Origin of the sequence: Paenibacillus sp. FSL H8-0457 (assembly GCF_038051935.1) — a bacterium.
Classification (GTDB): Bacteria; Bacillota; Bacilli; order Paenibacillales; family Paenibacillaceae; genus Paenibacillus_AQ; species Paenibacillus_AQ lautus_A.
On sequence record NZ_CP150293.1, the window covers coordinates 4583341 to 4606667 of the forward strand.

A 23327-nucleotide genomic window follows, 5' to 3' on the forward strand; every position below is an offset into this window, starting at 1 on the left:
CAGAAATGATGAAGAAAAGAACGACAGTCCTGCTGTCCCTTGCGCTGGCCATAATCCTTCTGCTCACAGGCTGCCAAAGGACAACACAGGTTGCCGGGACGGCTGGAAGCTCTGAGAACGATGGCCTGCAGGAGCAAATCGATTCCGCGGTTTTTCCGAAGGACAAGGTCATTGACGTTAAAATCACGATCGACGAAGCGGATTTCCAGGATATGCTGGACAACGCCAGCGCTGAAGAATACAAAGAAGCGTCCGTCAATTACAACGGCATGCAATTTGATCATGTCGGCATTCGCACCAAAGGCAATTTAAGCCTGCGCAGCGTGGTCAATTCCGATTCCGACCGCTACAGCTTCAAGATTTCCTTTGACGAATATCTCAATCAAACCTTGAACGGGATCAGCAAAATCAATCTGAACAACAACTACAGCGACGCCTCGTATATGCGGGAATTCCTGACCTACGAGTTGGCGGAATCCGTCGGTCTGCCGACACCCGGCTTCTCTTACGTCAATGTATACGTTAACGATGAATTATGGGGCTTCTACCTCGCAATCGAACAGATTGGCGATTCTTATCTGCAGCGTCATTTCGATCATTCGTACGGCGCATTATACAAAGCCCAGATGACAGGCTCGGGCAGCGATCTGGCTTGGCTCGGCAGCGACCCCGATTCGTACACCGGGCTTGTCATGAAATCCAAGTCCTCCAATGACGATGTGTTGATCGACATGCTCGACGAGCTGAATAACGGCATCGATTACGAGAAGGTGCTGGATGTCGATAACGTGCTCAAGTACGTTGCCTTGAACGTCGTTGCCTCCAATATGGACAGTTACTTGGGGATGAACAAACAGAACTACTACCTGTATGAGAACAACGGCATTTTCTCCGTCCTGCCCTGGGATTATAACATGGCGTTCGGAGGGTTTGGGGGCTCCGGCATCCTGATTGACGAGCCCACTCAGGGTGCTCTGGCGGAACGTCCCCTGATTGCCAAGCTGCTCGAGGTTGACAAATATAAGGAACGCTATCACGCCATCCTCTCGGAGATGCTGGAAGGCTACATGCAGCAGGAAACATTCAATGAACGGGTGGAGCAATTACAAGACTTAATTTCCGAGCACGTAAAGCAAGACCCAAGACCCTTCTATTCCTATGAGGATTACGAGCAATCCATCCCGACATTGACCTCATTCGTGGAAGAGTCCATGGATAATATCCAGCAGCAGTTGGATGGAACGATCCCTTCCGCAGGCGATGGAAACGGCAGCGGCGGCATGGGCCCCGGGGGTGGTGGCGGACTGGTACCTGGCGGAAATAACAGTACGCCGCAGCCTAATTCGAATGGAGGCACCCAGGGAAATACTACTGATACTGATATTGGCACGAGCACGACACCGGGTGGAGATGGCGGCAGCGGGATGAATGGAAACGGGCTTGTTCCTCCAATCGATGCCCCGGCCGGAGGCATCTCTGGCGGGAACACGCCCGCCAACAGCGATGGTGCTACGCCTGATCCTTCTGGCGACGCGTCCGGAAGTAGCGCAGATGCTACCTCAGGCAAAGCTGGAGGGCCTGATCCTGACACCGACACCGTACCTACAGGAGATGAACCTTCCTTGTCAGTCGTACCAGCTGTCGGATCGAGCGCAAGCCCCCCTTCTGCTGGAAATCAATCAACCATGCCTCAGGACCCCGACCAGAATGGTCAAGGCCAGATGCCGGATTTCCCTCAGGGGCAGATGGGGAACGGATTCGGCGGCGAGTTTGGCGGTCAAATGCAGGGAGGCCGGGGAATGGGCCGGCCGGGGGATTGGTCAAACGGGGCTGCCGAGGAACAAGGCAGTGCCAAGGAGGCCTTGTACGCCGGAGTATCCATCGTGCTGCTTCTTCTCTCTTGTCTCTTGGTAACGCTGTATAAACGTAACAGACTGTAATCATCCAACAAGGGGCAGCTCCAAAGGTCGATACCTTTGGAACTGCCCCTTTAAATCCCATCGTTCGAGCTTATGACCGATGAATTACAGCAATTATACAACGAACCACGTGATCATGATGGGCGCTCCGATAAAGATCATGCCCAGTGCCATGACGATCCTCGTCGTATTTCTAGACAGCTTGTGCTGGGTCGCGGTTGAACGATACCAACCGCTGAACTGCAGGCGATTCCGGTAAAACACAAGAAACAACAGCACATTCCCCACGAACAGGAACAGGAAATATAGTCCGTTCCAAGGTATCCAGGCCTTCAGTATTTCATGTTCAATGTTGCCCAGAACCGTTACAAAGATCATCATTATGATCATCATACGTATCATTTCGAGAATGGATGAGGCCAATTTGGTCATAACACTTACTCCTTTTTAATCTTGCTGGTACTGTAAACAGAAGGGCGATATGACCATGATGCACCCATACCGCCTGCTTGAATTTTGAGGCAATCGATAACCTGCATTAGCAATTTAACCACTCCTAAAAAAACCATCCCAGAGCCGGCTATTTCATGGGACCTAACTAATTAAATTTCAAAAAAGCAGCCGATCACTTGCCGGCTGCCGCTTCCATCAACGTTTTAACAAAAAAATGATTTTAAAAAATTCAATTTTTTAGCTACTCGGCTATTAAGCGTGTATGTTATCGTCTTACAATTTATGTTCCATACAACATAAATTTTCGGGCTTTTACTTGTAACTTTTGAAACTGGATAACTTAGGCCAATCGTTTGACTGGTCCCCCTCTTGGCTCAATAGCTATAATTCATGTTGCACAGGTATCGTTTAGATGAACAAACGTTATTTCTGATTGGAGATAAATGCTGCTGCAAAATTGCGTAAATCATCATCAGCAGCGGTAAAAACGCCAAACACTTGGAATTCCTTATAGTTTGGCGTTTTTTTCGTTACGCACAAAATCATTGCTTGAAAATCATCGAATCTTTTTAGAAAGGCATCTCTACCAGTAATATTATTGGACTTAGGTTGGTTTTATTCTGCAAAATGACCTGCTAGTTCAGTTACATCATAACCATTTATAATTTCATATCTTGTAATTCGATTGCTAGTATTTCTAGCATCATATAACTCTAGGTTACTTTCGTTTAGAAAAGTGATACCAAACCTATCTTCTTGGTTTACTTTAATAAACAAATCATATCGATAATCAGGATTTGGAATATATTTGTTGTGTCTTTTAAGCAATTTAATTGCATTTAAATTCTTCATAATATTTCTGATATCGCCTTCTTCATTAATTGTTACTTCTTCACGCTCTAAAGTATCGGACGATATTCGAGTAATTTTGATTTCATTTATTTCAGATATTGAAATTTGTTCCGAAACTACGTTTTGAAATGAAAGGTTTTTTTGTGAAAAGCACATTATAACAACTACAATTATGACAACTAGAATCACAATACCGATCAGTAACCTTTTTGAATTGATTCTCATTTTGCCACTCCTTTATTCTTTCTTATAGATTAAATCAATTCCATCCCTTAGCTAAATCTCGAACACGGCCCTATTGTAATATATCTTTTGTATAATTTCCAATACCATGTTCTTTTTTACTTTTTTTTATTTTTTTTCGTAACCTTTCCTGTTTTGTTAGCGTTGAATAGTTATAGAGGGCCGTAATTTATTTCTAAATAAGAAGGTAATTCTATTGAGAAAAAAAATCGGGTTTCTCTTAGCAGTAACATCACTGGTAGGTACACTATTTATTGGTAACGCTAATAATGGTAATGTAGCCTCAGCTGATCCTATTCGTCCTCAAGCAGTTACAGCAACCGACACAGATTTGATCTCTATTTGGATCGTCGATGATTCAGGAGCGCGTGTTTATAGCCCTGTAAGTGTCACAACAACCGCACAAATTAATGCTACCACCTCAGGATCGAATTGGGTTGCTACTAGAAGGGAATTAATTAGCTCAACTCATAAAAATGCATTCTTAGCTTATCCGAATGCAACATGGGGAGCAGGAACGCTAGAACTACGTGGTAGTAATGTCTCTTTACCAAAAAAAGGTTCATATATAGGTCAGCCTGGACTTGAATATTCCGGTAAATATAATGATACTAGCCAAACGTATAGTTCAACATCTGCTCCGGCACGCGGCTCCACAGTATTTTATGGCGGTTTTGGGGCTTGGCAAATCGATAATACTGCCTGGGTTGATTTTACTTGGTAAAGGAGGTTTTAATAAATGAAAAAAAACAAAAAAATGATTATTTCTCTTGGCATTTTGTTGACAGGAGCCCTAACATTTGGTGCAATATCATCTTCTGCAATTGATCCACTGACTTCAGAGCTGAACCGTATTAAAACAAATACGGAAATTAATAATAAAGCAGAAACAAGTGTTTTGGTACATGTTGGTCAAAGAGAAATAACTACTACTGATGTATTGAACTACAGGGAACATAATAGTCTATCCCAATCAACAACCAACTTTACTGACTCTGACATTCTTAAACATATGATTAAAGAAGAATTGTTCCTTCAATTAGCTGAAAAAGAAGGTGTATCGGCAACTTTAGAACAAGGAAAACTTGAATCAAACAGAATGAGGGAGTTGCTAAATCAACAGTCTACAGAAGTACAGGATACACATAAAAAATTTATTGAAGCTTATGGAGTCACCGAGGACGAGCACTGGGAAAATGTCGCCCCGGCTATATACCAAAAGCTTTTAACTAAACAAAATTTAGCTGAGAAGATTTTGAATGAACAGAATTCTTTACAAAAAGAACCATCCGATACAGCATCATTTATAAATCAATATAAAGAGCAACTATTTAAATCAGCAATTACGGATGGAACTGTCAAAGTACTTGATAACAGCATCAGATTTTGATTAATATGTTTCTTTAAATTGTGTTAAGTATTGTACGGATCCAATAAATAGGCCCTCTAGCTTTTTTTTACTGAAAAGAGCCTGAATTATTATTGAACTGCATCCCGATTGTTAGACATAACCTAACAGTTGGAGGTGCAGTTTTTTTGAAAACATTACACCAACTCTCTAAAGCGGTTTTAATACCAGTTATAATTGTAAAAAGAGCAGGCTGCTGTAGCCTTCTCAACATTATTAAGTTTTATTAAACTACTAACGTTACCGGTTATTATAGTTACGTCTGTTTAGGATAATCTTCAGGTGGTATTATTGTTACGATTATTGAAATAACGGTATACCATTCAGTAGCTCGACTGACGCAGGCATTGTTTTCACCTGGATGTAAATAACCTTTTTCTCGACTTCAACTTTCTCCAAAGTTAACGTATAGGAGAATCCGACATCCATCTTATAGGCAAGGATAGATGCCCAATCTTTCGCCACGAGTCCAATCTCTCGACCATCCTTCGTGTAGACCTTGATTGCATTCTTGTCAAACGGATCCTCTGGCTCACGGACAAGCTGTAAGGCAACTCCTTCATTAACCGATTGAATCACCTTAAGACGGTTTCCTACGTTAATTCCTACTACCGGAATCCGCTGAAATTAGCTGAAGGATATACATATTAAGTTTACTTCACCATCCACAAAATGGGAATATCTATTGAGCACTGCCCGACTGCCCGATAACTTAATGAAATTGCATGGAAACATAGTTAGATACTAATCTAATCGGTAATCGGCTCATGTTCTTGTCCTTGACTCGGGACAAGAACTTATACCAATAAAACAAAAAAGCCGCTATTTTAGCGACTTTCAATGGGACTATGTTCTTGGCCCCCGACCTAGCTCTGTTTGTTTATCGTGTACCGATTGTTTTCTTACAAAGTATGAATCCAGCTTCCGACTGCCCCATAGGGACAGCAAGATAAAGGCTAGGACACCGAGCAATTTGAAGGGCTCCGCCATAAAATCCGAGAGATTAGCCCCGATGTACGAAACGCAAAACACCATAATGCCCTTGCCCAAGGTTACGGCCATGAGATAGGACATGACATTCATTCTCGCCAGTCCGGCGGCCACGTTGACAGCGACAAACGGCCCGACGGGAAGTATGCCCAGCAGAAAAACATAACTGAAGCCGTTGCGTTGAATCCAGCGCATGCCGCGCTGAACCTTCGGTTTTTTCGCCCAGCGTTCGATCAGGGGAGTACCGGATATTTTCCGCACGAGGAGAAACGTCGTCAAGCATCCCGCCACCATTCCGATCCAGGAGTAGAGAAATCCTGCCCACAGCCCGTACACCGCTGCATTAACGCCAACGATCACGATCGTGGGCATCGGAGGAATAAAGGATTTCAAGAAAGTCAGCAGTATGCCCGGCAGAGGGCCCAAGGCTCGAAACTGGTCAAGAAACCATTCCAGATTGCTCTGTGTAAAATAAGACATGATGTCCAAGTAGCCATTCAATGACTTCACCCATTTCCGCTAAGTATTGCTTGTCCTAACCGACTTGCAGCACCTGATTCAGCTGAACCAGATGGTGATTATCGTGCCAGATGAAATCCCGCATAAATTGCGCCACTTCAAAGGGATGTCCGTCTCCGTCCGCGTACCGCTCCTCATACTTCGTTTCCGGCAACGCTTCAATGGTCCGAATCAGCTGTTCCCTTGCGGTTATCGTCCGTTCCACCAGCGCTTCCGTCGATAACGTTTTGGCATATTGCTTGGCCTCCTCATTGAAGGCGTCATAATCCAGATGCCGGACGGTCAATGCATCTCCCGTTGAGATTTTGGCGATAGCCTCATTAAAAAAATACTCATCCCATCGCATGATATGGCACACCACATCGCGCACGGTCCATTTCCCATCCGCAATCGGGGAATTCCAATAGCCCTCTTCCAGGACACCGAACTCCTTCACCTTGCCGATCCATTCCGAATACTCGTTTAACAGCTGCTGTTTGTCATTCATATACATTCTCCTTGTCCATATATGATTTGATATAAGCGTCCAGTCGATCCACCGGCCAGCGATACATCTCCAGCAGCTCCTCATAAGGATCGCCCGGTAAATGCAGCAGCTTCGCAAAGGCAGGTTCCGTCTTATAACCCGCCCTCTTCAGCTCGATGATGGTTTCTCTTGCAGCTTCGCCGAGCCGCTTCAACAGCTTGTATTCCACTACCATATGACGGTAACCATTCTGCTTCACGGAAGGTACCGGCTGGGCAAAAATCTCGAATTCCCAGCCTTTGTACCGAAATCGCGCTACTGCTCGCTCTACGTTCCCCACACTTCGGTAAGCGTATGTGAAATCCGAAACAAGTCGGTCGTATGACGCTCTGAGTTCTCGCTCGAACCGGTCAAACTCCGTCACATGACATATGATATCGAGATCGCTTGTAGCGATGTCAATCCCTATAGGGATCGTGCCCACCAATATAGGACTGCAGGCTTTCAAATGCTCCCATAGTTCCAGTTCATCTATAACCGAAGCTGCCTGCCTCTGCTTGGCCGTGCCTTGACGTAAATACTCCAGGTTTAAAAAATCCAACTCTGCTTGCATCGCTGTTTCCCACCTGCCCTACTCCGCTGAACTTTCAGGTTGACGCTCGGTCCAGGTCGTCCGAACATAGCCCAGCTTCATGCCGACGGTTTCCATGTCGCGATGGCTCTGGGATAAGAAGGCACACTGACCGACAACCAGATTGCATCCCTCCCGCTTCGCGTCCCGTATTCTTCTGCGAAGCAGCTCCTGATGCAGCCCCCGTCTACGGTATTCCGGCAGCGTAGCGGCAAATGTAAGCGAAGCCGTGGAATGGTTCATATGCATGACACCGGCCGCAGCCGGCTGCTCATCCACATAAGCCATATAGAACCTCCAGCCCGGTCTTGCATGCAATACGCGATTGTTCAATGCTACGGATGGGATCCCTTGCACCGGCAGTCCTGTTCCCAGGCAATGAACTTTAGCATAATCTTCAAACTCGTCTTTGTCTATTGTTTTGATCACAATTCCGTGATCCGGCATGTCCACCAGTTCTTGCGGGTTCATATACATGGAATTATGAAAGGCGGATTGGAAGAATCCACGATCGGCAAGCGCCGAGAGAAATGCCTGATTCACCATGGCGGGCACGATCTCGAACTGGAATTTGCGGTCCCGCGAATGATAGAAGTCGATGATTGCGTCCAGATCCTTCAGATTCTCCGAACGGAGCCCTTTGACCGTGTTAAAAGAAAGCCAAGGCATCGTTTTGCTGTACAAACACAGCGCATGTCCGAAACGAACCATCTCGATCCCTTCGGGATTTCCGGTCCGGCCTTCGATGGCTTGCATTCGATCATACATATACTCCGTTTCCGAACGTTGAATGCGATGGATTAGCTCCTCGGATGGAAGATGCAGCATGGTTACCTCCTATGTTCTATGTATTCAACATTAAGGGTCGGTGATAAATAGAGCCCGAAGATCGTGTACGGATGCTTCGGGCTCTAGGCTTGCTGTGTATGGTTTATTTCGCGCTGCCCGGCAGATCGCAAGATCCGTCGGCACACATGCCGTCGTTGCTGTCGGACTCGTTCACCATGACTAGGGGATTCGCTTCACGATAGGCTTTGTCCAGTGCATCCGTGAAAACTTCCAGCGGTTGTGCGCCGGACACGGCATATTTGCCTCCGAGCACGAAGAACGGCACTCCCCGAATTCCAAGATTCGTCGCTGCGGCTTCATCTGCCCGTACCTCGGATTGGAAAGCATCGCTTTCAAGCACCGCCATAGCCTGCTCCCGCTCCAGTCCGACCTCCGCCGCCAGATCGGCGAGCAGGTTCTTATCTTCCAGATTCTCGGCATCCGTGAAATAGGCGCGGAACAGCCGCTCCGTCATGTCTTTCATTTTACCATGCTGCGCAGCAAAATGAACCAGTCGGTGAGCATCAAATGAATTGGCAGGGATCACGCGGTCCATGTGGTAGGTAAGTCCAACACCGGCCGCTTGTTGAGTCACGTTGGCATTAGCTGCCTTGGCCTGCTCTATGCTCATGCCGTATTTCGCCGCCAATAACTCGTCCATGGACACCCCGGGCATATACGACGCATTCGGATCAAGCTCAAAGCTGCGATATACCACTTCAACCTGATCCTTATGAGGGAACTGCTCCAATGCCGATTCGAACCGGCGCTTTCCAATATAACAGAACGGACACATAAAATCCGACCAAATTTCAACTTTCATTTCATTCGCCTCCTAGCGAGCAGGAATACTAACTTACTAATTGTAACCCGCTTTCACCCTGATATCAACACTACATATGAAAACAGCAATGCTGCACGGTAATCCATGATATGAGCTTAAACAGCCTTCAGCGATGCTTTCTGCTATCTTGTACCCTGGCCTGAATCCAGTCCATTACAACCGCACAGCCAAGCTTCCCCTCCACGGAGCCGTTCATCACCAAATCCGCATGCCAACGGGTAGGCTCGACATATTGATCATGCCTGTATCGCACAAGCTGCAAATATTCCTGTATCACGCTTTCCTCGCGATGACCCTTCTCCATGAACCGCCGGTTTCTTCGAAGCATTCTTTCATCCGCGGGACAGTCGACGAACAGCTTCAGATCCAGGGAGTTTCGAAGATCCTCGAATTGATACAGAAGAAACCCTTCAATGACGATGACATCATGGTCACCGCAACGGGCGGCTTGTTCTATCTCATCGGTCAGACGCTGGATGTTGACGGCGTCCGGATGGTTAAAATCCTCAAAGACTGTATTCGTAAAGGGCGCTTTAGACATAGGTCTGACGGACTTATAATATTTGTCCATATGAAAGAGCGCCACCCGATACTCGACAAGCTTCTGCTTGAGTTGGAGGCTTAGCGTCGTTTTGCCGCTGCCCGTCCCCCCGCCTATCCCGATCCTTATAGCACGGCCATGATTCATGTTCTCGTTCTTCCTCCGCATTTGGTTCACTGTGTAGACTTCAGTCGTTTATATTGCATTACCAGATAGGCCTGGTTTATTAAACCTATCCTTATCTGATATCTATATTAAAAAACAGACAGCGTGCCGCCGCCTGTCATTTGTACTTTTTCCAATCCATCTCGCTGTGTTCCAGCAGATATTCAAAATCGTTATCGCGACGCTTCTGTTCCGCCTTGCGTGCAGCTTCCCGTTCCTGCCGCTCCTTCTCCAGCCGCTCGGCTTCAGAGGCCTTTAAGGACTCGGTTGTCGCCTTCAGCTTTGCCAAAACTTGAGGGTCCAGCATATCTTTTAGCGTTGCGGGTTTATCGGCAGTTTCCGTCCGCGGCGCCGGGGACGTTCGTTTCTTTTTTGCCATAAATACTCACCTCGATTTCAATCCATTATACCATCTTAAATGTCGTCTGACATCCGTATCTATTGAAGAGGCTTTACGAAAAAGGAGAGCCTCTCGGCTCTCCTTCTCGTTATGTATACTTACTTAAGGGCGATCGATGGGACTTGAACCCACGAATGCCGGAGCCACAATCCGGTGCGTTAACCCCTTCGCCACGACCGCCATGACAATGGACATATCATTATGCCCGAGATCATAATATATCAGATATTCAACCGTTTGGCAAATTGTAATTTCTTACATCGCCCCTTGATTTCAACGACGAGTAAATACTATACTTACTTGAACTCCGTCGTCTGACCAAGAGTCCACATACGCTACAACATGATGATTTCAGCATAGGGGGTAAGACATCCATGATCTATCATATCGATTACGTCTCAGAGGGATTGCATGTGAAAGGATATCTGGGTCTGCCGCCGCAATTGTCCCCTAATCGCAGCCAGGAGATGTCCGAAGCGGTCGACGCCATACCCGGCGTTACGATAACCGGCACGCTTGCATGCTCATTGAATAAGGAGCCTGTTCCGGAAGGAGCCTCCGGCTCGATCGAATCGAAGCTGCCGCTGGTCCTGTATTGCCGCGGAGGCATAGGCCGGATCGGCGCGGTCAGGTTGAAGTGGGTCGAAGAATTCGCGGCGCAAGGCTATGCCGTGTTTGCTCCGGCCTATCGCGGAAACGAAGGCAGCGAGGGCAGGGATGAGTTTGGAGGCGCCGATACGATGGATGTGATCACCGCCTTGGAATGGTTATCCCGCATTCCATGGATAGACAACAGCCGTATGCATCTGCTGGGCTTCTCCCGCGGGGCGATCAATGCTGCCGTGGCAGCCGCCCGGTCATCTCATGTATCCAAAATGATTCTATGGAGCGGCGTCTCCGACCTGGCGCAGACCTACGAGGAACGGATCGATCTGCGCAGAATGATGAAACGCGTCATTGGCGGTACGCCGACCAAGTTTCCGGAACGATACCTTCTTCGGTCCCCGATTCACTATGCGGATCGAATCCGATGTCCTGTCCTGATTGTGCATGGTACGCGGGACGAGCAGGTCCTGGTTGAACACAGCTTCCGAATGCTGGACAAGCTTCAAGAGCTGGGACATCACCCCGAAGCTCACCTGTACGAAGGGCTGGGACATCATTTCCCGCCGCCGCAGCATGCAGCGGCGATCAACCGGATGTTCGACTGGTTGAAGCGAAGTTAAGGCGTAATTAATCTCAAGCTCATGAGGATCGGTATCTACACCCCTATTCCAGCCTAGCAGCCGTATCGATCCAGTATTTGCAATTCCCGTCCGCAATGGAACTGAGTTCCCCATGGTTCCATTCTATGATGCGACGGGAAGCCAGATTGGTTTCATCGCAGGTTAGAAGGACCCGGCTTATGTTCTTCTCACAGGCTTTCTTAACGAGCCCCGCCAGCATCTGTTTGCCATATCCTTTCCCCCGCTCCGACGGCCTGATGACATACCCGATATGCCCCCCTGACTCCAACAGCTTCTCATTCAAGCGGTGTCTGAGCTTGCCGTAACCTACAGGCTTGCCGTTATGATACAGCCAATAAATCGTCTGGGGAACATACTCATCCGGCAGATTGATGCTTCGTGCTATTTCGTAATTGCGACGAACCATGGAGGAGAATTCCTCCATGCTGCTGCTATTTAAGCCGTTAACAAAGCCGTTCTCGCCGGAGCCAATCTCCTGGACCATAAACAGCAGACTCTCATCCTCCTTCTCCAGCAGCTCCCTTAATGTTAACGTCAAGGCTATCCCTCCACTTGAAAAATCGAATCCACAATGACAGGCAGCTGATCCCGCAAGGATACCGCGCCGAATACGGATCTGGCATGGATCCCTTGATCCCCGAACACCTCAAGCATCAAATCTGAGAATCCATTCAAAACCATATGATGCTCTTCGTAATCGGTTGTTGCGTTAATGAAGCCCTGAACCTTAACCACCCGCTTCACTTTATCAAGCGATCCAAGGCCTTCCCTCAATACGGCCAAGACTTCGATTCCGGTCAGCCGAGCATATTCGTATCCCTGCTCCGTTGTGTAATGCTCGCCCAATTTACCCCTTGGCTGCCCGGATGGACCCTTGCCGGAAACATACATCAACCCGTTCACGATGACGTAGTTGGCATACTTGGCTGCCGGCGATCCGGCTTTTGGCAAGCTGATGCCCAGCTGCTGTAAACGTTCCTCCGCACAAACGGTCATTTGATCACTCCTATAGGAAAATCATTCAAATTAAATTTCAATTATTGTATCACGGAATAACCGTTTTACAAGCAAAAAAAGACCAACCCCATTCATCGGGATTGGTCTTGGATGTAACCTGTCTGCTCTTAGATCCGGAACGAATACGAAGCATAACGCTCCGCATTGTCAATCGCCTGCCACACGTCCGTCGTTTCTGCTCCCGGATACCAATAGGCATACCCGGCAATTCGGTATTTGGCGGCCATGAGATGTTTCCATGACAGGGAGCGGGAATCCTCGGTCCATATGCGATGCTGGATGCCTCTGCTGCTATAAGCTGCTTCATATTGCGCCACGCTGGCATTCCAAGTTAAGGAAGCCCGGGTCAGACGGATGCGATGTCCCTGTTCAATCAAACTGATATCCGACGAGGACACCGATGAAGCAATCTGCCAATCCCTCGTATAGAGCGGATACGCAATGATGCTCTTCTTAGCCGGCACTTGGGTCAGCAGCTTGCTCAGCGCGGATTCGCTCCATGGCAGCGAGGATACGGAGCCTGCTTTCGGCGAACCGCCCCAGTGCTGATCATAACTCATGAGCACCATATAGTCCACTTGACTCCCAAGCGCCGCATAATCGAAGGCAGCCGTCCAATCCGTATTCAGATCAGGTGAAACATCAATGGATAACTTGGCTCCAAGCCGTTTCATTTCCATGGATAACTGCGTGATGAAGGCCGTCAGATTCTGCCTGTCCTCAGGCATGACGTTTTCAAAATCGATATTGATCCCATCCAATCGGTAGCGGGATACGCTCGCAGCGATGCTGTCTACGACAGACTTCCGGGACTGCGGACTGCTTAGAACCTGGTGGGTTCCTTCCGCATTCGCGCGGTTGCCCACCATAGCCCACACCTGCCGGCCATTGTTATGTGCCCAATTCAGCAGCTCGATGTCGGTGCTGTCCGACAGCTTCCCGTTAGACTCCATGTAATACCACCGCGGCACCAGCACATTCAACCCGGCCCGTTTGGCATAGGAGATATATTGCTTGGTCGAGCCATTGTACAACCAGCCCATATGAATATTCGCAGCCGGCTGGCTGTCGATCATGGATTTCACGTTTCCCGATTGAAGGACCCTGTCCAGCAGCATCGCCGTTTCTTCCCTGGTGATCGGGTCCAGCGGTCTGAATTGGCCTTGGCTTCCTTGCAGCCAGCCTGTATTCGTCGCTTGGCCGACCGCACGCCAAGCCCATGCCGCGATCGATTCCGAATCCGTATAGTAGCCGGCGGTATATCCGTTATCGTATCCAATATCCTTCATGGCACGAATAACGATGACCGCGGCTTCCTGTCTTGTTATCGAAGCATTCGGAAAGAACTTGTAGCCGTTCCCCTCCACGATGGATAAATTAAGGCCTGCATGAACCCAGCCGTAGTACCAAGCTGAACGGGATACGTCCTGAAAGGCGGGCAGATCGTTCGGAACAGGCTCCATGTTCAGCATTCTGGCAACCATAGCGATAAATTCGGCCCGCGTAACCGGATTTCGCGGCAAAAAAGCTCCTGTGCCATCCCCGCTTACGATGCCTCGCTTGGCCAGACGGTAAATCGCGTCTTTTGCAAAGCTGGACGAAATATCGTGAAAAGCGGTCGGGCTAGGAGCTTGAGCTGCTGATGCCTGAAGGGGGCTTATAAACGCTGTAAAAGACAAAAGGAAACAAAGTGACAGGATATATTTCTTCAAAGGGGCGCCTCGATTCTATCATCTGATATTCTCAGCATATCAGATGATGATAGAATCAGGCATTATGCATTTCTTGGCAATGTGGGCAACGGTTAAGGATTTAACAAGTTAAAACGACCGCGCCTATACCTTCGACTACAAGGGAATCCCGGCTCAATCCCTTCACATGCTCTTCGCCAAACAGAACCTTCCAGTCGCCCAGCTTGGGTATCGTCAGGGAGGACGGTTTGCGTCCGGCATAATAGAGCACATAGATATTCTCTGCCGGGTCGCCGCCCGCATGATCGCGAAGCGTGAAAGCAACGGTATGCTCCGGGCACGGCTCGAAATGAAGATGCTTGCGGATCGACGCTGCATCCCTCATTCTGAACGCCGGATGATTCCTGCGCAGCTGAACGAGCCGCTGGATGTACTTCACCCCGTCCTGGTGTTCCGATGCCATTCCCCAATCAAGCCGGTTCACCTCATCGCTGGCATTGTAGCTGTTCTCCACACCGTTCTTGGAGCGATAATACTCTTGGCCGGCGTGCAGGAAAGGAATGCCTTGGCTGGTAAGAATCATGGCCGATGACAGCCGGTGCATATCGCGGCGAACGGCATCCGACTCCCCATCCGTAGACAGCATGATTTTATCCCAAAGGGTATGGTTATCATGACACTCCACATAATTCACGCACTGATCCGGCTCGGAAGCAAACGCCTTGATATCTTGGGAATACGGAATGCCGCCCACGATGCCTTGCTTCACCTTGTTTTGATATCCGACGCCGCCGCTCACAAAGCCTTTATAATCAAAATGAAAGATATCCCCTTTAACTGCATCACGGAAACCATCGTTAAAGTGCGCGATTCGCGGCATCAAGGCCGCTTGCTGCTGATTCGCCCGTTTCTTCTCGTCCAGCTCGGTATTCATGACCCAGCCTTCGCCGATCGTCATGATGGAAGGATCGATTTCGTCCAGGCGCGCACGGATTTCATTCATCGTCTGCACATCCAGCAATCCCATCAGGTCAAAGCGGAAACCGTCCACCCGATACTCCTTCACCCAATGCAGGACGGATTCCACAATGAACTTCCGCATCATCGGACGCTCGGATGCCGTGTCATTGCCGCATCCGGATCCGTTGGAGAATTTGCCGTCTTTCGTGTAGCGGAGATAATATCCCGGCACCAGTTTCGTAAAGTTGACCAAATACCCGTCATAAACGTGGTTATACACCACGTCCATGATGACCCGCAGGCCATGTTCATGGAAGGTCTGAATCAGCTCCTTCAATTCACGGATCCGAATCTCCGGCACATACGGATCGGTAGCATACGAGCCTTCAGGAGCATTATAGTTCTTCGGGTCGTACCCCCAGTTGTACTGAGGCTCATGCAGCCTGGTCTCATCCACGCTTTCCGTGGCAAAATCATAAATCGGCAGTAGTTCCACGTGCGTGGCCCCAAGCTCCACGATATGATCAAGTCCTGTACGAATCCCTCCCGGCCCCCGGGTACCCGTCTCCGTCAGGCCTTTAAACTTGCCCTTAAACTCCACTCCGCTGTCCGGATGAATGGTGTAATCACGAACATGCAGTTCATAGATAACGGCATCCAGCGGGCTTTGGAACGGAGGTTTCTCGTCTGTCCAACGCTCGGGATCGGTCCCTGCCATATCCACGATGTAAGCCCGATCGCCATTGACGCCTACGGCTGCCGCGTAGGGATCGACTGCTTCATTCCATTGATCCCCGATCAGCACCTGGTAGGTGTAAAACATCCCATGAAGATTCTCTTCTACTTTCAGCAGCCAGGTTCCCTTCACGTCGCGCGTCATCGGGAAACGCCGGGCTTCTGACGTCTGCCAATCCGCGTACAGCAGCACGTAGGCCTCGCTGGCCGTGGGTGCCCACAGGCGAAACTTGGACTCTTGGGTTTGGTAGGTTAACCCCAGGTCGGTTCCGTCATAATAAAACAGCTTGTCAAATTCCTTATCAAAAACGGAGACGCCCCCGGTTACCGCGGGATCCCCGTAGTGAATAACAGCGTTGCTTTCTTTTTGTACCGACAAGATGTTCACTCCTCATTTAGGCTTCCGGTCAAGTTGCAGTCCTTCAACTTCTTCTTTTGTAATGGTACGGTTTCCGTAGCGGGCTTCCTCATACAGCTCGATCAAGGACTGCGGAATGCGATCCTTCCGTCCGTCCCATTCCTTAAGATCGTTTTCGGTCTCCCGCGGTGTAAATGACGCTTTCCAATTATAGCCTTCCCTGATGCTTCGGGAAAGTATCAAACGATACATTTGGCGGATTTTCTCATTGAGAAACTCCGAGCCCTCTCCTTCCCGATGCCTTCCGCCGATACGCACGCCGGACAACAGCCGTCGCAGCCGCTTGGATGCCGGGTCATGCTCTATATTCTCCACTTCGTCCTCATAGCCCAGTTGGGGCTGGACGTTCTGCCTGTTCATCATCCTGTTCATCCACGCGGAGAATTTTCTGTAGAGGCTGGGCAGCACTTTGCCAAACCGGAACAGAACGTATAGCATACCGATCCCGATCACGGTGAATACGCCATAAATCAGCACTTGCTCCAGGACTTTCATCCATTGGCTAGGCGGCTTGGTTTCTTCATCGAGATACGGCATCTCGGGAGGAGGCTCCGACATTGAAGGAGGCTCCGGCGCTTGCTCTGCACCCGAACTGAACCACCCGGAGATCCAGGCAGCGATCCCCCTCGCCATATCGGAGACCCACTGCTGCAGCTGCGGAAGAAAAGCGACCAGCGCAATAAGGATCAGCAAAAGGATGATAAACCAGCGATTGTAGCGCAGCACGCGCCGTTCCAGCACGGGCTGGTCATTGCCCGGCAGCGTTTCGTCCAGCACGTATTGCCGGTTGACGATCAGCAGGGTCAATCCTAACGCAGCCGCTCCCATCCAGGTCAGAGACGATATTCCGCCGCGGAAGGAGTCCGTGAAACTGAGAAAAAAACTGCTGACCCCGTACAGAATCAACCCGATCAGAAAGTATGTTCCCGGGAACATCAAATTCCAGTTCACCTGCTCCATTCGGCTTCCGCGAATACTGGCAATAAACAACAGCGGGATCACGTAAGCAAGGATGATATCAACCCCTACAAAGGCAACGGATACAGCAACGGATACCAGGCAAGACCATACGAAAGCTTTGAACTGACGATCCATGTTGAACCAATGTGCACCTGCGTAGCCCAGGACGTACCCGCCTAAGACCAGGGCGGGCCATATCCATCGGTACGATTCAGGCAGCAGATAGAATGCCGGGATGAAGAGCACCGGGAAATACAATACGCACTCCACCAATCCCTGCAAAAAAGCCCTTATAAATCCGGGTCCTCGACTGGTCATGCGGACACCTCCTTCGCGGAAGACGGCACGTCGCGGAGAAGGAATACCTGGATCGTGTGCCCATTATCCCGGAATCGCTGAAACATCTCTTCCAGCCTGGGACTGACGTAAGTGCTCAGAATGAGGATATCTTTAGCTTCTTCATGCCGCGACAGCTCATGGGCCAAATAATCATGAAAAGAAAGCCGGCGGGTCAGCTCCAGTCTGGCCAGCATTTCGAATATCAGCTCCTGCTGCATCATGCCGCCTGCAACCGGAACGAATGCTTCATCGCTTGAATCCTCGCCAAGGGTTCCATTGGTCCCCATCCCGATCTCCATGCCCAGTGACAATAAATGCGCCGTAATGCCGGCAGCCAGGCGGATGCCATACTCAATCGCCTCCGGCCGCGTTGCCTTGCTCCACATCTGCTCATGATCTTCAATATTCAAATAGATGAAGAGCCGGCTGTCCGCGGTCGTATCCCGCCTGTGAACCTGCAGGCTTCCCGTCCGTGCAGTCGCTTTCCATTGGATATCCTTCAGCGGATCACCGTCCCGATATTCGCGAACGCCCGATATCAGGAATGGATCCTCCATGATCCATCTTCGGACCAGCATCTCCCCCATCCAGGTCTGAACCGGCAGCTCCATGTCCGACGCATCCATCGGCATCGGATACACGATAATTCCGCCGGACAGGGTCTTGCTCTGGACAACCGATTCCATGCCGACCAGATCCCCTGTCGTCATCGATACCGTTCCCAGCTTGTACAAACCTCTTCGTTTCGCGGTAATCCGATGCCTTCGAAGAATCTTGGTCCAAGGCAGCAGACTGAAGAAGCTCTTATGGTTCTGATTGTATTGCCCCTCGCTGATGTCCAGGTTCAATTGGTTATCGAACGCCAGGCCCGAGCGGAACTGAGATTCTACCCGAAGCCAGGGCACCGGCAGCGCTTTACGGTTCTCGATGATTTCGATCAATTCCACGGAATCTCCCTCATAGCAGGTCGATACCTTGAAGGAACGGCTGTAGTTCAGCTTTTGGAGTGCCGTCCGTTTGAAAATCTTGCCCTGCACGACCACAACCACCGCAGCGATCAACAATATCCAGTAGGCTCCCATCGCCATCGCCCCCTACGACGAAATGCCTTCTTCTGTCGGCACGGCAACCTGCTGCAGCAATCGTTCGATCACTTCTTCCGAGGCGGTCGCGCCGCCGCGGTTGTGGAGCGTCCCCCGCAGCTTCAAGCGGTGCGCCCACGTCGGCACGGCCAGCTCCTTCACGTCATCAGGCGTAACGAACTCTCTCCCGTTCAGGACGGCCTGTACCTGCACCGCCTTCAATAATGCCTGGCAGCCCCTCGGGCTTACGCCGGAGGCGACGGCTTCATCCCGTCTCGAATGCTCGGAAAGTTCGACTATATAAGCCAACATCTCATCGCTGACATGTACTTTGCTGACGATATGCCTGGCTTGTACGATGCGGTCGGACGCTGCGATGGCCGTCAGGGATTCCAGCGGCTGTTCGTCTTTGAAGCGCTTCAAAATATTCACGCTTTCCTCCGAGGTAGGATACCCCATGTTCAGTTTGAATAAAAAGCGGTCCAGCTGTGCCTCCGGCAGCGGAAACGTTCCTTGCTGCTCCAGCGGGTTCTGCGTGGCGATGACCAGAAACGGTTCTTTCAGTTGATGGGTTACTCCGTCGATGCTGATCTGGCGCTCCTCCATGCACTCGAGCAGACTGGACTGCGTACGAGGCGTCGCTCTGTTGATTTCATCGGCGAGCAGGATATTGGTGAACAGCGGACCGGGACGGAATTCAAACGTCGCGGACTGTTGATTATAGAAATAAATGCCGCTCAGATCGGACGGCAGCAAATCCGGCGTAAACTGTACTCGCTTAAACGTGCAATCAATCGACCTGGAGATGGATTTGGCCAACAGCGTCTTCCCGGTTCCCGGAACATCTTCCAGCAGTACATGTCCCGATGTGACCATGGCAATAAACAATCTGTCAATCAGCTGCTCCTTGCCTACCATAACTTTGGAAACGTTTGCCCGAATGTCGTCGGCAAGACGGCGGACGTCATGATAATCTGTAATGATTGTAACCACCCCTTATGTAGTTTAACTTAACAACAAAGTTCGTCACGCCATCCCATAATTCCTGTTATTCGGGACAAAATAAGACCGATTAGCCAAGTTTGGCCAAGCCTTCACTGACCAGGGCGCGCTTCTTCCAATAACGCCAAGAAGCCGTCCAAGGACGGCTCCCGGGGAATCACCCTCAGTAGGGGATACTCATGCCGTGTTGTATTAGCCGATAAAATGAAGCCCATATTATTCTGACGGCCTGTTTTCCTCGGCGGAATCCGAGCCGCTTTCCGGAATCAACAGTTTAGCCAGCTCCGATTCCGCCTGCTCTCGGCTGTCGATCCGGATGTCGATATAATGCTTGACCTCAGGCGCCTTTGCATAAAACGGTTCCAGAGAGGCAGCCCATTTCTTATAGTCCGGGTGCCCGCGGAAGCCGATCAGGTGATCCTTAATGCCGCTCCAGCGGACAAGGAATATATATTCATCCCGGTTCTCCACGCACTTGTGAAGTTCATGGCCTACATACCCCTTTTTGGATAACAATACGCCGGAAGCCTCCCGAAAAGCACTTTCGAATTCGCTTGCCAGCCCAGGTTTAATATAAAGAATAGCTGATTCCAATATCATAACGTTCCCCCTCTTTCGACATCGATCCGATCAACGGTAAGGCAGCGCTACAGACTTCGCAGCACCAGGCTATGAAAACAAGTAGGTGCAGTCAAGTATATGCTGGTATAATGAGAAGAATGAATATACGAATGAGGATGAGACTAACATGGCATTCGGCATCTCGAAGCAGGAATTGCAGCAATGGAAACAGAAAGTCGCCAAAGGCGATATCGCGTTTTTAACCCATTATTGGTACGATAAGCGGTTTCCGGAGTTCCATACCGTAACCAAAGTAGGCTGCTCGGATATTCAGCTCCTGAAGGACTGGTGCATATCCAATGGACTGAATCCGCAGTATATCCATCACCGCCAGCCATACCCGCATTTTGACCTGATCGGTCCCAAGCAAACGGAATTGCTGCAAAAATATAAACTCGAAGATCATATCACGAGATTCGGTCTGTCATAGCGTCTAGTCTCTCGACTTGAACTAAGTTGACAGTCCGCTCATAGCACCAGAAAACCCGCCTTGATCCACGGTGTCGGCTTACATCCCGTGCCCGATTCAGGCGGGTTCTTTTGTCATCATGTCATGGCTCTGGACCATGCGAATATTCCAGCCTGACTCCTAACATTATGTTACGGCTTGGCTTGTCATCTTTTTCAGCGTTTTATGGATCCAGATCGCAGCCGTTGCGCCTTCCCCCATCGCTACAGTCGTTAATTCGGAATGGACGCCAAGGTCGCCTGCAGCCCACAGCAGTTCGACACTTGTCATTTTGGATCGGGGATCGGTCTTCACATGCCGGTTGTGCTCCAGTTCCGCCCCTAACTGCTCGGCCAATTCGGAATAGATCATGTTCCCGCCAAAGGATATGAAACCGCGCTCCGCGCGTATGATGCTGCCGTCTTCCAGCACGACAGCCGATAGGATGCCCCCTTCCTCCTGAATTTCGGTTACTCTTTTCTCTATATACGGAATCCCAAGATTCGCTAACTGCGTCATGTTCTCGGACGAAGCCGGCTGTCCCTCATGGTTGACATAGATGATTTCCTTAGCCCGCTCGGATAACAAAATGGCCATACTGGCACCGGGATCCCCCGATCCCAGCACAACGGTTTTTCGATCCTGAATTTCATATCCATCGCAATCGGGACATACAAAAACGGATGTGCCCAGCGTAGACATCAGGCCCGGCAGCTTGGGAAAGCGGTCCATCAAGCCTGTTGCAAGCAGCATGCTTTTTGCCCTGTACCTGGTTCCGTCTTTACCGGTTAACACAAAACACTTCGCTTCATCCCGTTCGGCCTTCCGTATATCATCGGCTGCAAACGCAACTCCCACGGCCTCCGCCTGCTTCCGCCCTCGCTGTCTGAGCTCTTCACCGGACACCCCTTCCGGCCATCCTAGTATGTTGCGGTAGCTCTTGCAGATGGTGGAACGCCCCGTTCCCCGGTCGATGACCAGTACATCGTAGGCCGAATACCGTCCCAGTTGTATAGCTGCCTGCAGACCTGCAATTCCGCCGCCAACAATAATGCAATCTTTCACGTCTCTGTCCATCATGTAGGTTTATCCACTCATTTCTGTATCGAATTAAGAGCTGAAACTCTTGTGATCAACGCATGCTTCCCGAATAGAGATACACCCTAATATTTAACCAATCCGATGCGATTTACTCCTGATCAATCAAATAACCCCCGGCACACCGTGCCGAGGGCTATTCAATAAGGCCTTCACAGGAGAAACTGTCCTGCTAATGCGCCAATGATGACAACAAGCCACGGGGGACTCTTCCAGAACATCAGCATCCCGAACAGTCCCGTGCCGATCACAAATTCAAGCGGCCCCTGAATGGAGGAAGTCCATATGGGATGGTACAAAGCGGCCAGCAGAATTCCGACCACAGCCGCGTTCATGCCTGTCAGCATGCCCTGCAGCTTCGGGTTTCTTCTGATGCCGTTCCAGAATGGCATGGCTCCTACAATGAGCAGAAATCCGGGCAGAAAGATGGCAAGCGTGGCAACGATGCCTCCGGGTATTCCCTGAATCAGGACCCCAAGATAAGCGGCAAATGTAAACAACGGGCCAGGAACCGCTTGTGTCGCCCCGTAACCGGTTAGAAAATCCTCTTTAGACATCCATCCGTTCAGTACCGTCTCGCTCTCCAGCAGCGGAAGAACGACATGCCCTCCGCCGAATACAAGCGATCCGGCACGGTAGAAGCTGTCCACAATGGCTACCCATCCATTATCGGTTATTCCTTTAAGGAGCGGGAGACCTACCAACAGAACGACAAACGCTCCCAGGCAAAAGAGTCCGGCTCTCCGTCCGATCGGCATTTTCATATCGGGTGTTGCCTCTTCGTTTGCTTGACGCTTGAACAGCCACAATCCCGATAGGCCGGCTAGAGCGATCACCGTCACTTGAGACACGGGACTCTGCCACAGCAGCACGACTGTCATGGCGATTAACGCTACAGCTGCCCGGACAGGGCCTGAGGCCAGCTTTCCTGCCATACCGAGCACCGCTTGCGCTACGATGGCTACCGCGACGATTTTAAGTCCCTGAATCCAGCCTGCCGAGCCGGGATCGAAGGTCTGCATCAGATAGGCAAAAATCATAAGCATGAGCACGGACGGCAGCGTGAAGCCGAGCCAGGCGACAAGTCCGCCCAAGAGTCCGGCTCTCATAACCCCAACGCCAATGCCTACCTGGCTGCTGGCAGGTCCGGGAAGGAACTGGGCCAAGGCCACCAGATCCGCGTAGCTTTTCTCATCCAGCCATTGTTTGCGCCGTACGTAGGTCTGGTGAAAGTATCCGAGATGGGCAATCGGCCCGCCAAATGAAGTAAGTCCCAGCTGCAGAGCAGTCCACCAGGTTTCGCCGAGCGCACGCCACCTTCCGGACGGTTGTCTGTTGCCAACTTGAGACTGTGTTTGCTCTTTATCTGTCTGTAGATTCAAGATACCATCGCTCCCCGTTTGCTTGGTGTAATGTGATAGAACTCTTAACCCGTTCAGTCTTAAGTATA

Annotated in this window: 25 protein-coding genes and 1 tRNA gene; 5 read left to right on the forward strand and 21 right to left on the reverse strand. The window is 50.0% G+C overall.

Annotation, left to right across the window (positions count from 1 at the left end; all coding sequences use genetic code 11):
* Positions 1-5 precede the first annotated feature (5 nt).
* Complete coding sequence (locus MHI43_RS20230) at positions 6-1940, forward strand: CotH kinase family protein (RefSeq protein WP_036661461.1); 1935 nt, start codon at positions 6-8, stop codon at positions 1938-1940.
* A 93-nt stretch (positions 1941-2033) separates the two neighbouring features.
* Here the strand turns inward: MHI43_RS20230 and MHI43_RS20235 are convergent, their stop codons facing one another.
* The gene (locus MHI43_RS20235; protein WP_036661465.1) at positions 2034-2351 is read right to left on the reverse strand and encodes a hypothetical protein; all 318 of its coding nucleotides are present in this window, start codon (positions 2349-2351) and stop codon (positions 2034-2036) included.
* 636 nt (positions 2352-2987) lie between these two features.
* The gene (locus tag MHI43_RS20240) at positions 2988-3449 is read right to left on the reverse strand and encodes a hypothetical protein (RefSeq protein ID WP_036661467.1); all 462 of its coding nucleotides are present in this window, start codon (positions 3447-3449) and stop codon (positions 2988-2990) included.
* A gap of 214 nt (positions 3450-3663) precedes the next feature.
* On the opposite strand from MHI43_RS20240, the gene MHI43_RS20245 reads away from it, so the two are divergent.
* Together MHI43_RS20245 and MHI43_RS20250 are read left to right on the forward strand one after the other, a co-directional pair.
* Entirely contained in the window at positions 3664-4191 is a 528-nt protein-coding gene (locus MHI43_RS20245) for a hypothetical protein (protein WP_145037738.1), read from the forward strand.
* A 15-nt stretch (positions 4192-4206) separates the two neighbouring features.
* Complete coding sequence (locus MHI43_RS20250) at positions 4207-4857, forward strand: hypothetical protein (protein WP_036661470.1); 651 nt, start codon at positions 4207-4209, stop codon at positions 4855-4857.
* Positions 4858-5175: 318 nt separating this feature from the next.
* Here MHI43_RS20250 and MHI43_RS20255 read toward each other — a convergent pair whose 3' ends face one another.
* From MHI43_RS20255 to MHI43_RS20295, 9 genes are all read right to left on the reverse strand, one after another.
* Entirely contained in the window at positions 5176-5454 is a 279-nt protein-coding gene (locus MHI43_RS20255) for an HIRAN domain-containing protein (protein ID WP_036661474.1), read from the reverse strand.
* A gap of 267 nt (positions 5455-5721) precedes the next feature.
* Positions 5722-6345 (reverse strand): TVP38/TMEM64 family protein, encoded by a 624-nt coding sequence (locus MHI43_RS20260; protein ID WP_036661648.1) that lies wholly within the window; start codon positions 6343-6345, stop codon positions 5722-5724.
* Positions 6346-6400: 55 nt separating this feature from the next.
* Positions 6401-6871: a DinB family protein gene (locus tag MHI43_RS20265; RefSeq protein ID WP_036661477.1), complete on the reverse strand. Its 471-nt coding sequence runs from the start codon at positions 6869-6871 to the stop codon at positions 6401-6403.
* Positions 6864-7463, reverse strand: coding sequence for a DUF4269 domain-containing protein (locus MHI43_RS20270; protein ID WP_036661480.1), 600 nt, complete (start codon positions 7461-7463; stop codon positions 6864-6866). Before MHI43_RS20270 ends, MHI43_RS20265 begins: the two co-directional genes overlap by 8 nt.
* Positions 7464-7481: 18 nt before the next feature.
* Complete coding sequence (locus MHI43_RS20275) at positions 7482-8309, reverse strand: GNAT family N-acetyltransferase (protein WP_015736186.1); 828 nt, start codon at positions 8307-8309, stop codon at positions 7482-7484.
* 103 nt (positions 8310-8412) lie between these two features.
* Positions 8413-9132: a DsbA family oxidoreductase gene (locus MHI43_RS20280; protein ID WP_015736187.1), complete on the reverse strand. Its 720-nt coding sequence runs from the start codon at positions 9130-9132 to the stop codon at positions 8413-8415.
* A gap of 127 nt (positions 9133-9259) precedes the next feature.
* Positions 9260-9841 carry an AAA family ATPase gene (locus MHI43_RS20285; RefSeq protein ID WP_015736188.1) on the reverse strand — a complete coding sequence of 194 codons (582 nt, stop codon included), beginning with the start codon at positions 9839-9841 and terminating at the stop codon, positions 9260-9262.
* A gap of 136 nt (positions 9842-9977) precedes the next feature.
* Entirely contained in the window at positions 9978-10238 is a 261-nt protein-coding gene (locus MHI43_RS20290; protein WP_015736189.1) for a YqkE family protein, read from the reverse strand.
* 128 nt (positions 10239-10366) lie between these two features.
* A tRNA-His gene (locus tag MHI43_RS20295) sits at positions 10367-10439 on the reverse strand.
* A 194-nt stretch (positions 10440-10633) separates the two neighbouring features.
* Here MHI43_RS20295 and MHI43_RS20300 point away from each other — a divergent pair.
* A complete protein-coding gene (locus MHI43_RS20300; RefSeq protein WP_036661482.1) occupies positions 10634-11485 on the forward strand; it encodes a prolyl oligopeptidase family serine peptidase in 852 nt (283 codons plus the stop codon).
* A gap of 43 nt (positions 11486-11528) precedes the next feature.
* On the opposite strand, the gene MHI43_RS20305 is transcribed toward MHI43_RS20300, so the two are convergent.
* The 8 genes from MHI43_RS20305 to MHI43_RS20340 all read right to left on the reverse strand — a co-directional run bounded on the left by MHI43_RS20305 (position 11529) and on the right by MHI43_RS20340 (position 20310).
* Positions 11529-12044 carry a GNAT family N-acetyltransferase gene (locus MHI43_RS20305; protein ID WP_036661483.1) on the reverse strand — a complete coding sequence of 172 codons (516 nt, stop codon included), beginning with the start codon at positions 12042-12044 and terminating at the stop codon, positions 11529-11531.
* Between the two features lie 2 nt (positions 12045-12046).
* Positions 12047-12502: a RidA family protein gene (locus MHI43_RS20310; RefSeq protein ID WP_015736192.1), complete on the reverse strand. Its 456-nt coding sequence runs from the start codon at positions 12500-12502 to the stop codon at positions 12047-12049.
* 128 nt (positions 12503-12630) lie between these two features.
* Positions 12631-14202 (reverse strand): S-layer homology domain-containing protein, encoded by a 1572-nt coding sequence (locus tag MHI43_RS20315; protein ID WP_341283157.1) that lies wholly within the window; start codon positions 14200-14202, stop codon positions 12631-12633.
* A gap of 133 nt (positions 14203-14335) precedes the next feature.
* Positions 14336-16288, reverse strand: a complete 1953-nt coding sequence (gene pulA / locus MHI43_RS20320) for a type I pullulanase (RefSeq protein WP_015736194.1) — start codon at positions 16286-16288, stop codon at positions 14336-14338.
* A 12-nt stretch (positions 16289-16300) separates the two neighbouring features.
* Positions 16301-17605, reverse strand: coding sequence for a DUF4129 domain-containing protein (locus MHI43_RS20325; RefSeq protein WP_015736195.1), 1305 nt, complete (start codon positions 17603-17605; stop codon positions 16301-16303).
* A complete protein-coding gene (locus MHI43_RS20330; RefSeq protein ID WP_015736196.1) occupies positions 17602-18708 on the reverse strand; it encodes a DUF58 domain-containing protein in 1107 nt (368 codons plus the stop codon). Before MHI43_RS20330 ends, MHI43_RS20325 begins: the two co-directional genes overlap by 4 nt.
* Before the next feature lie 12 nt (positions 18709-18720).
* Entirely contained in the window at positions 18721-19701 is a 981-nt protein-coding gene (locus tag MHI43_RS20335) for a MoxR family ATPase (RefSeq protein ID WP_036661486.1), read from the reverse strand.
* A 225-nt stretch (positions 19702-19926) separates the two neighbouring features.
* Complete coding sequence (locus MHI43_RS20340; protein ID WP_036661489.1) at positions 19927-20310, reverse strand: antibiotic biosynthesis monooxygenase family protein; 384 nt, start codon at positions 20308-20310, stop codon at positions 19927-19929.
* Positions 20311-20458: 148 nt separating this feature from the next.
* On the opposite strand from MHI43_RS20340, the gene MHI43_RS20345 reads away from it, so the two are divergent.
* Positions 20459-20761, forward strand: coding sequence for a hypothetical protein (locus MHI43_RS20345; RefSeq protein ID WP_036661491.1), 303 nt, complete (start codon positions 20459-20461; stop codon positions 20759-20761).
* Between the two features lie 165 nt (positions 20762-20926).
* Here MHI43_RS20345 and MHI43_RS20350 read toward each other — a convergent pair whose 3' ends face one another.
* Both MHI43_RS20350 and MHI43_RS20355 read right to left on the reverse strand, forming a co-directional pair.
* Positions 20927-21859 carry an NAD(P)/FAD-dependent oxidoreductase gene (locus tag MHI43_RS20350; RefSeq protein WP_036661493.1) on the reverse strand — a complete coding sequence of 311 codons (933 nt, stop codon included), beginning with the start codon at positions 21857-21859 and terminating at the stop codon, positions 20927-20929.
* A 170-nt stretch (positions 21860-22029) separates the two neighbouring features.
* Positions 22030-23259, reverse strand: a complete 1230-nt coding sequence (locus tag MHI43_RS20355; RefSeq protein WP_036661495.1) for a chromate transporter — start codon at positions 23257-23259, stop codon at positions 22030-22032.
* Positions 23260-23327: the final 68 nt, after the last annotated feature.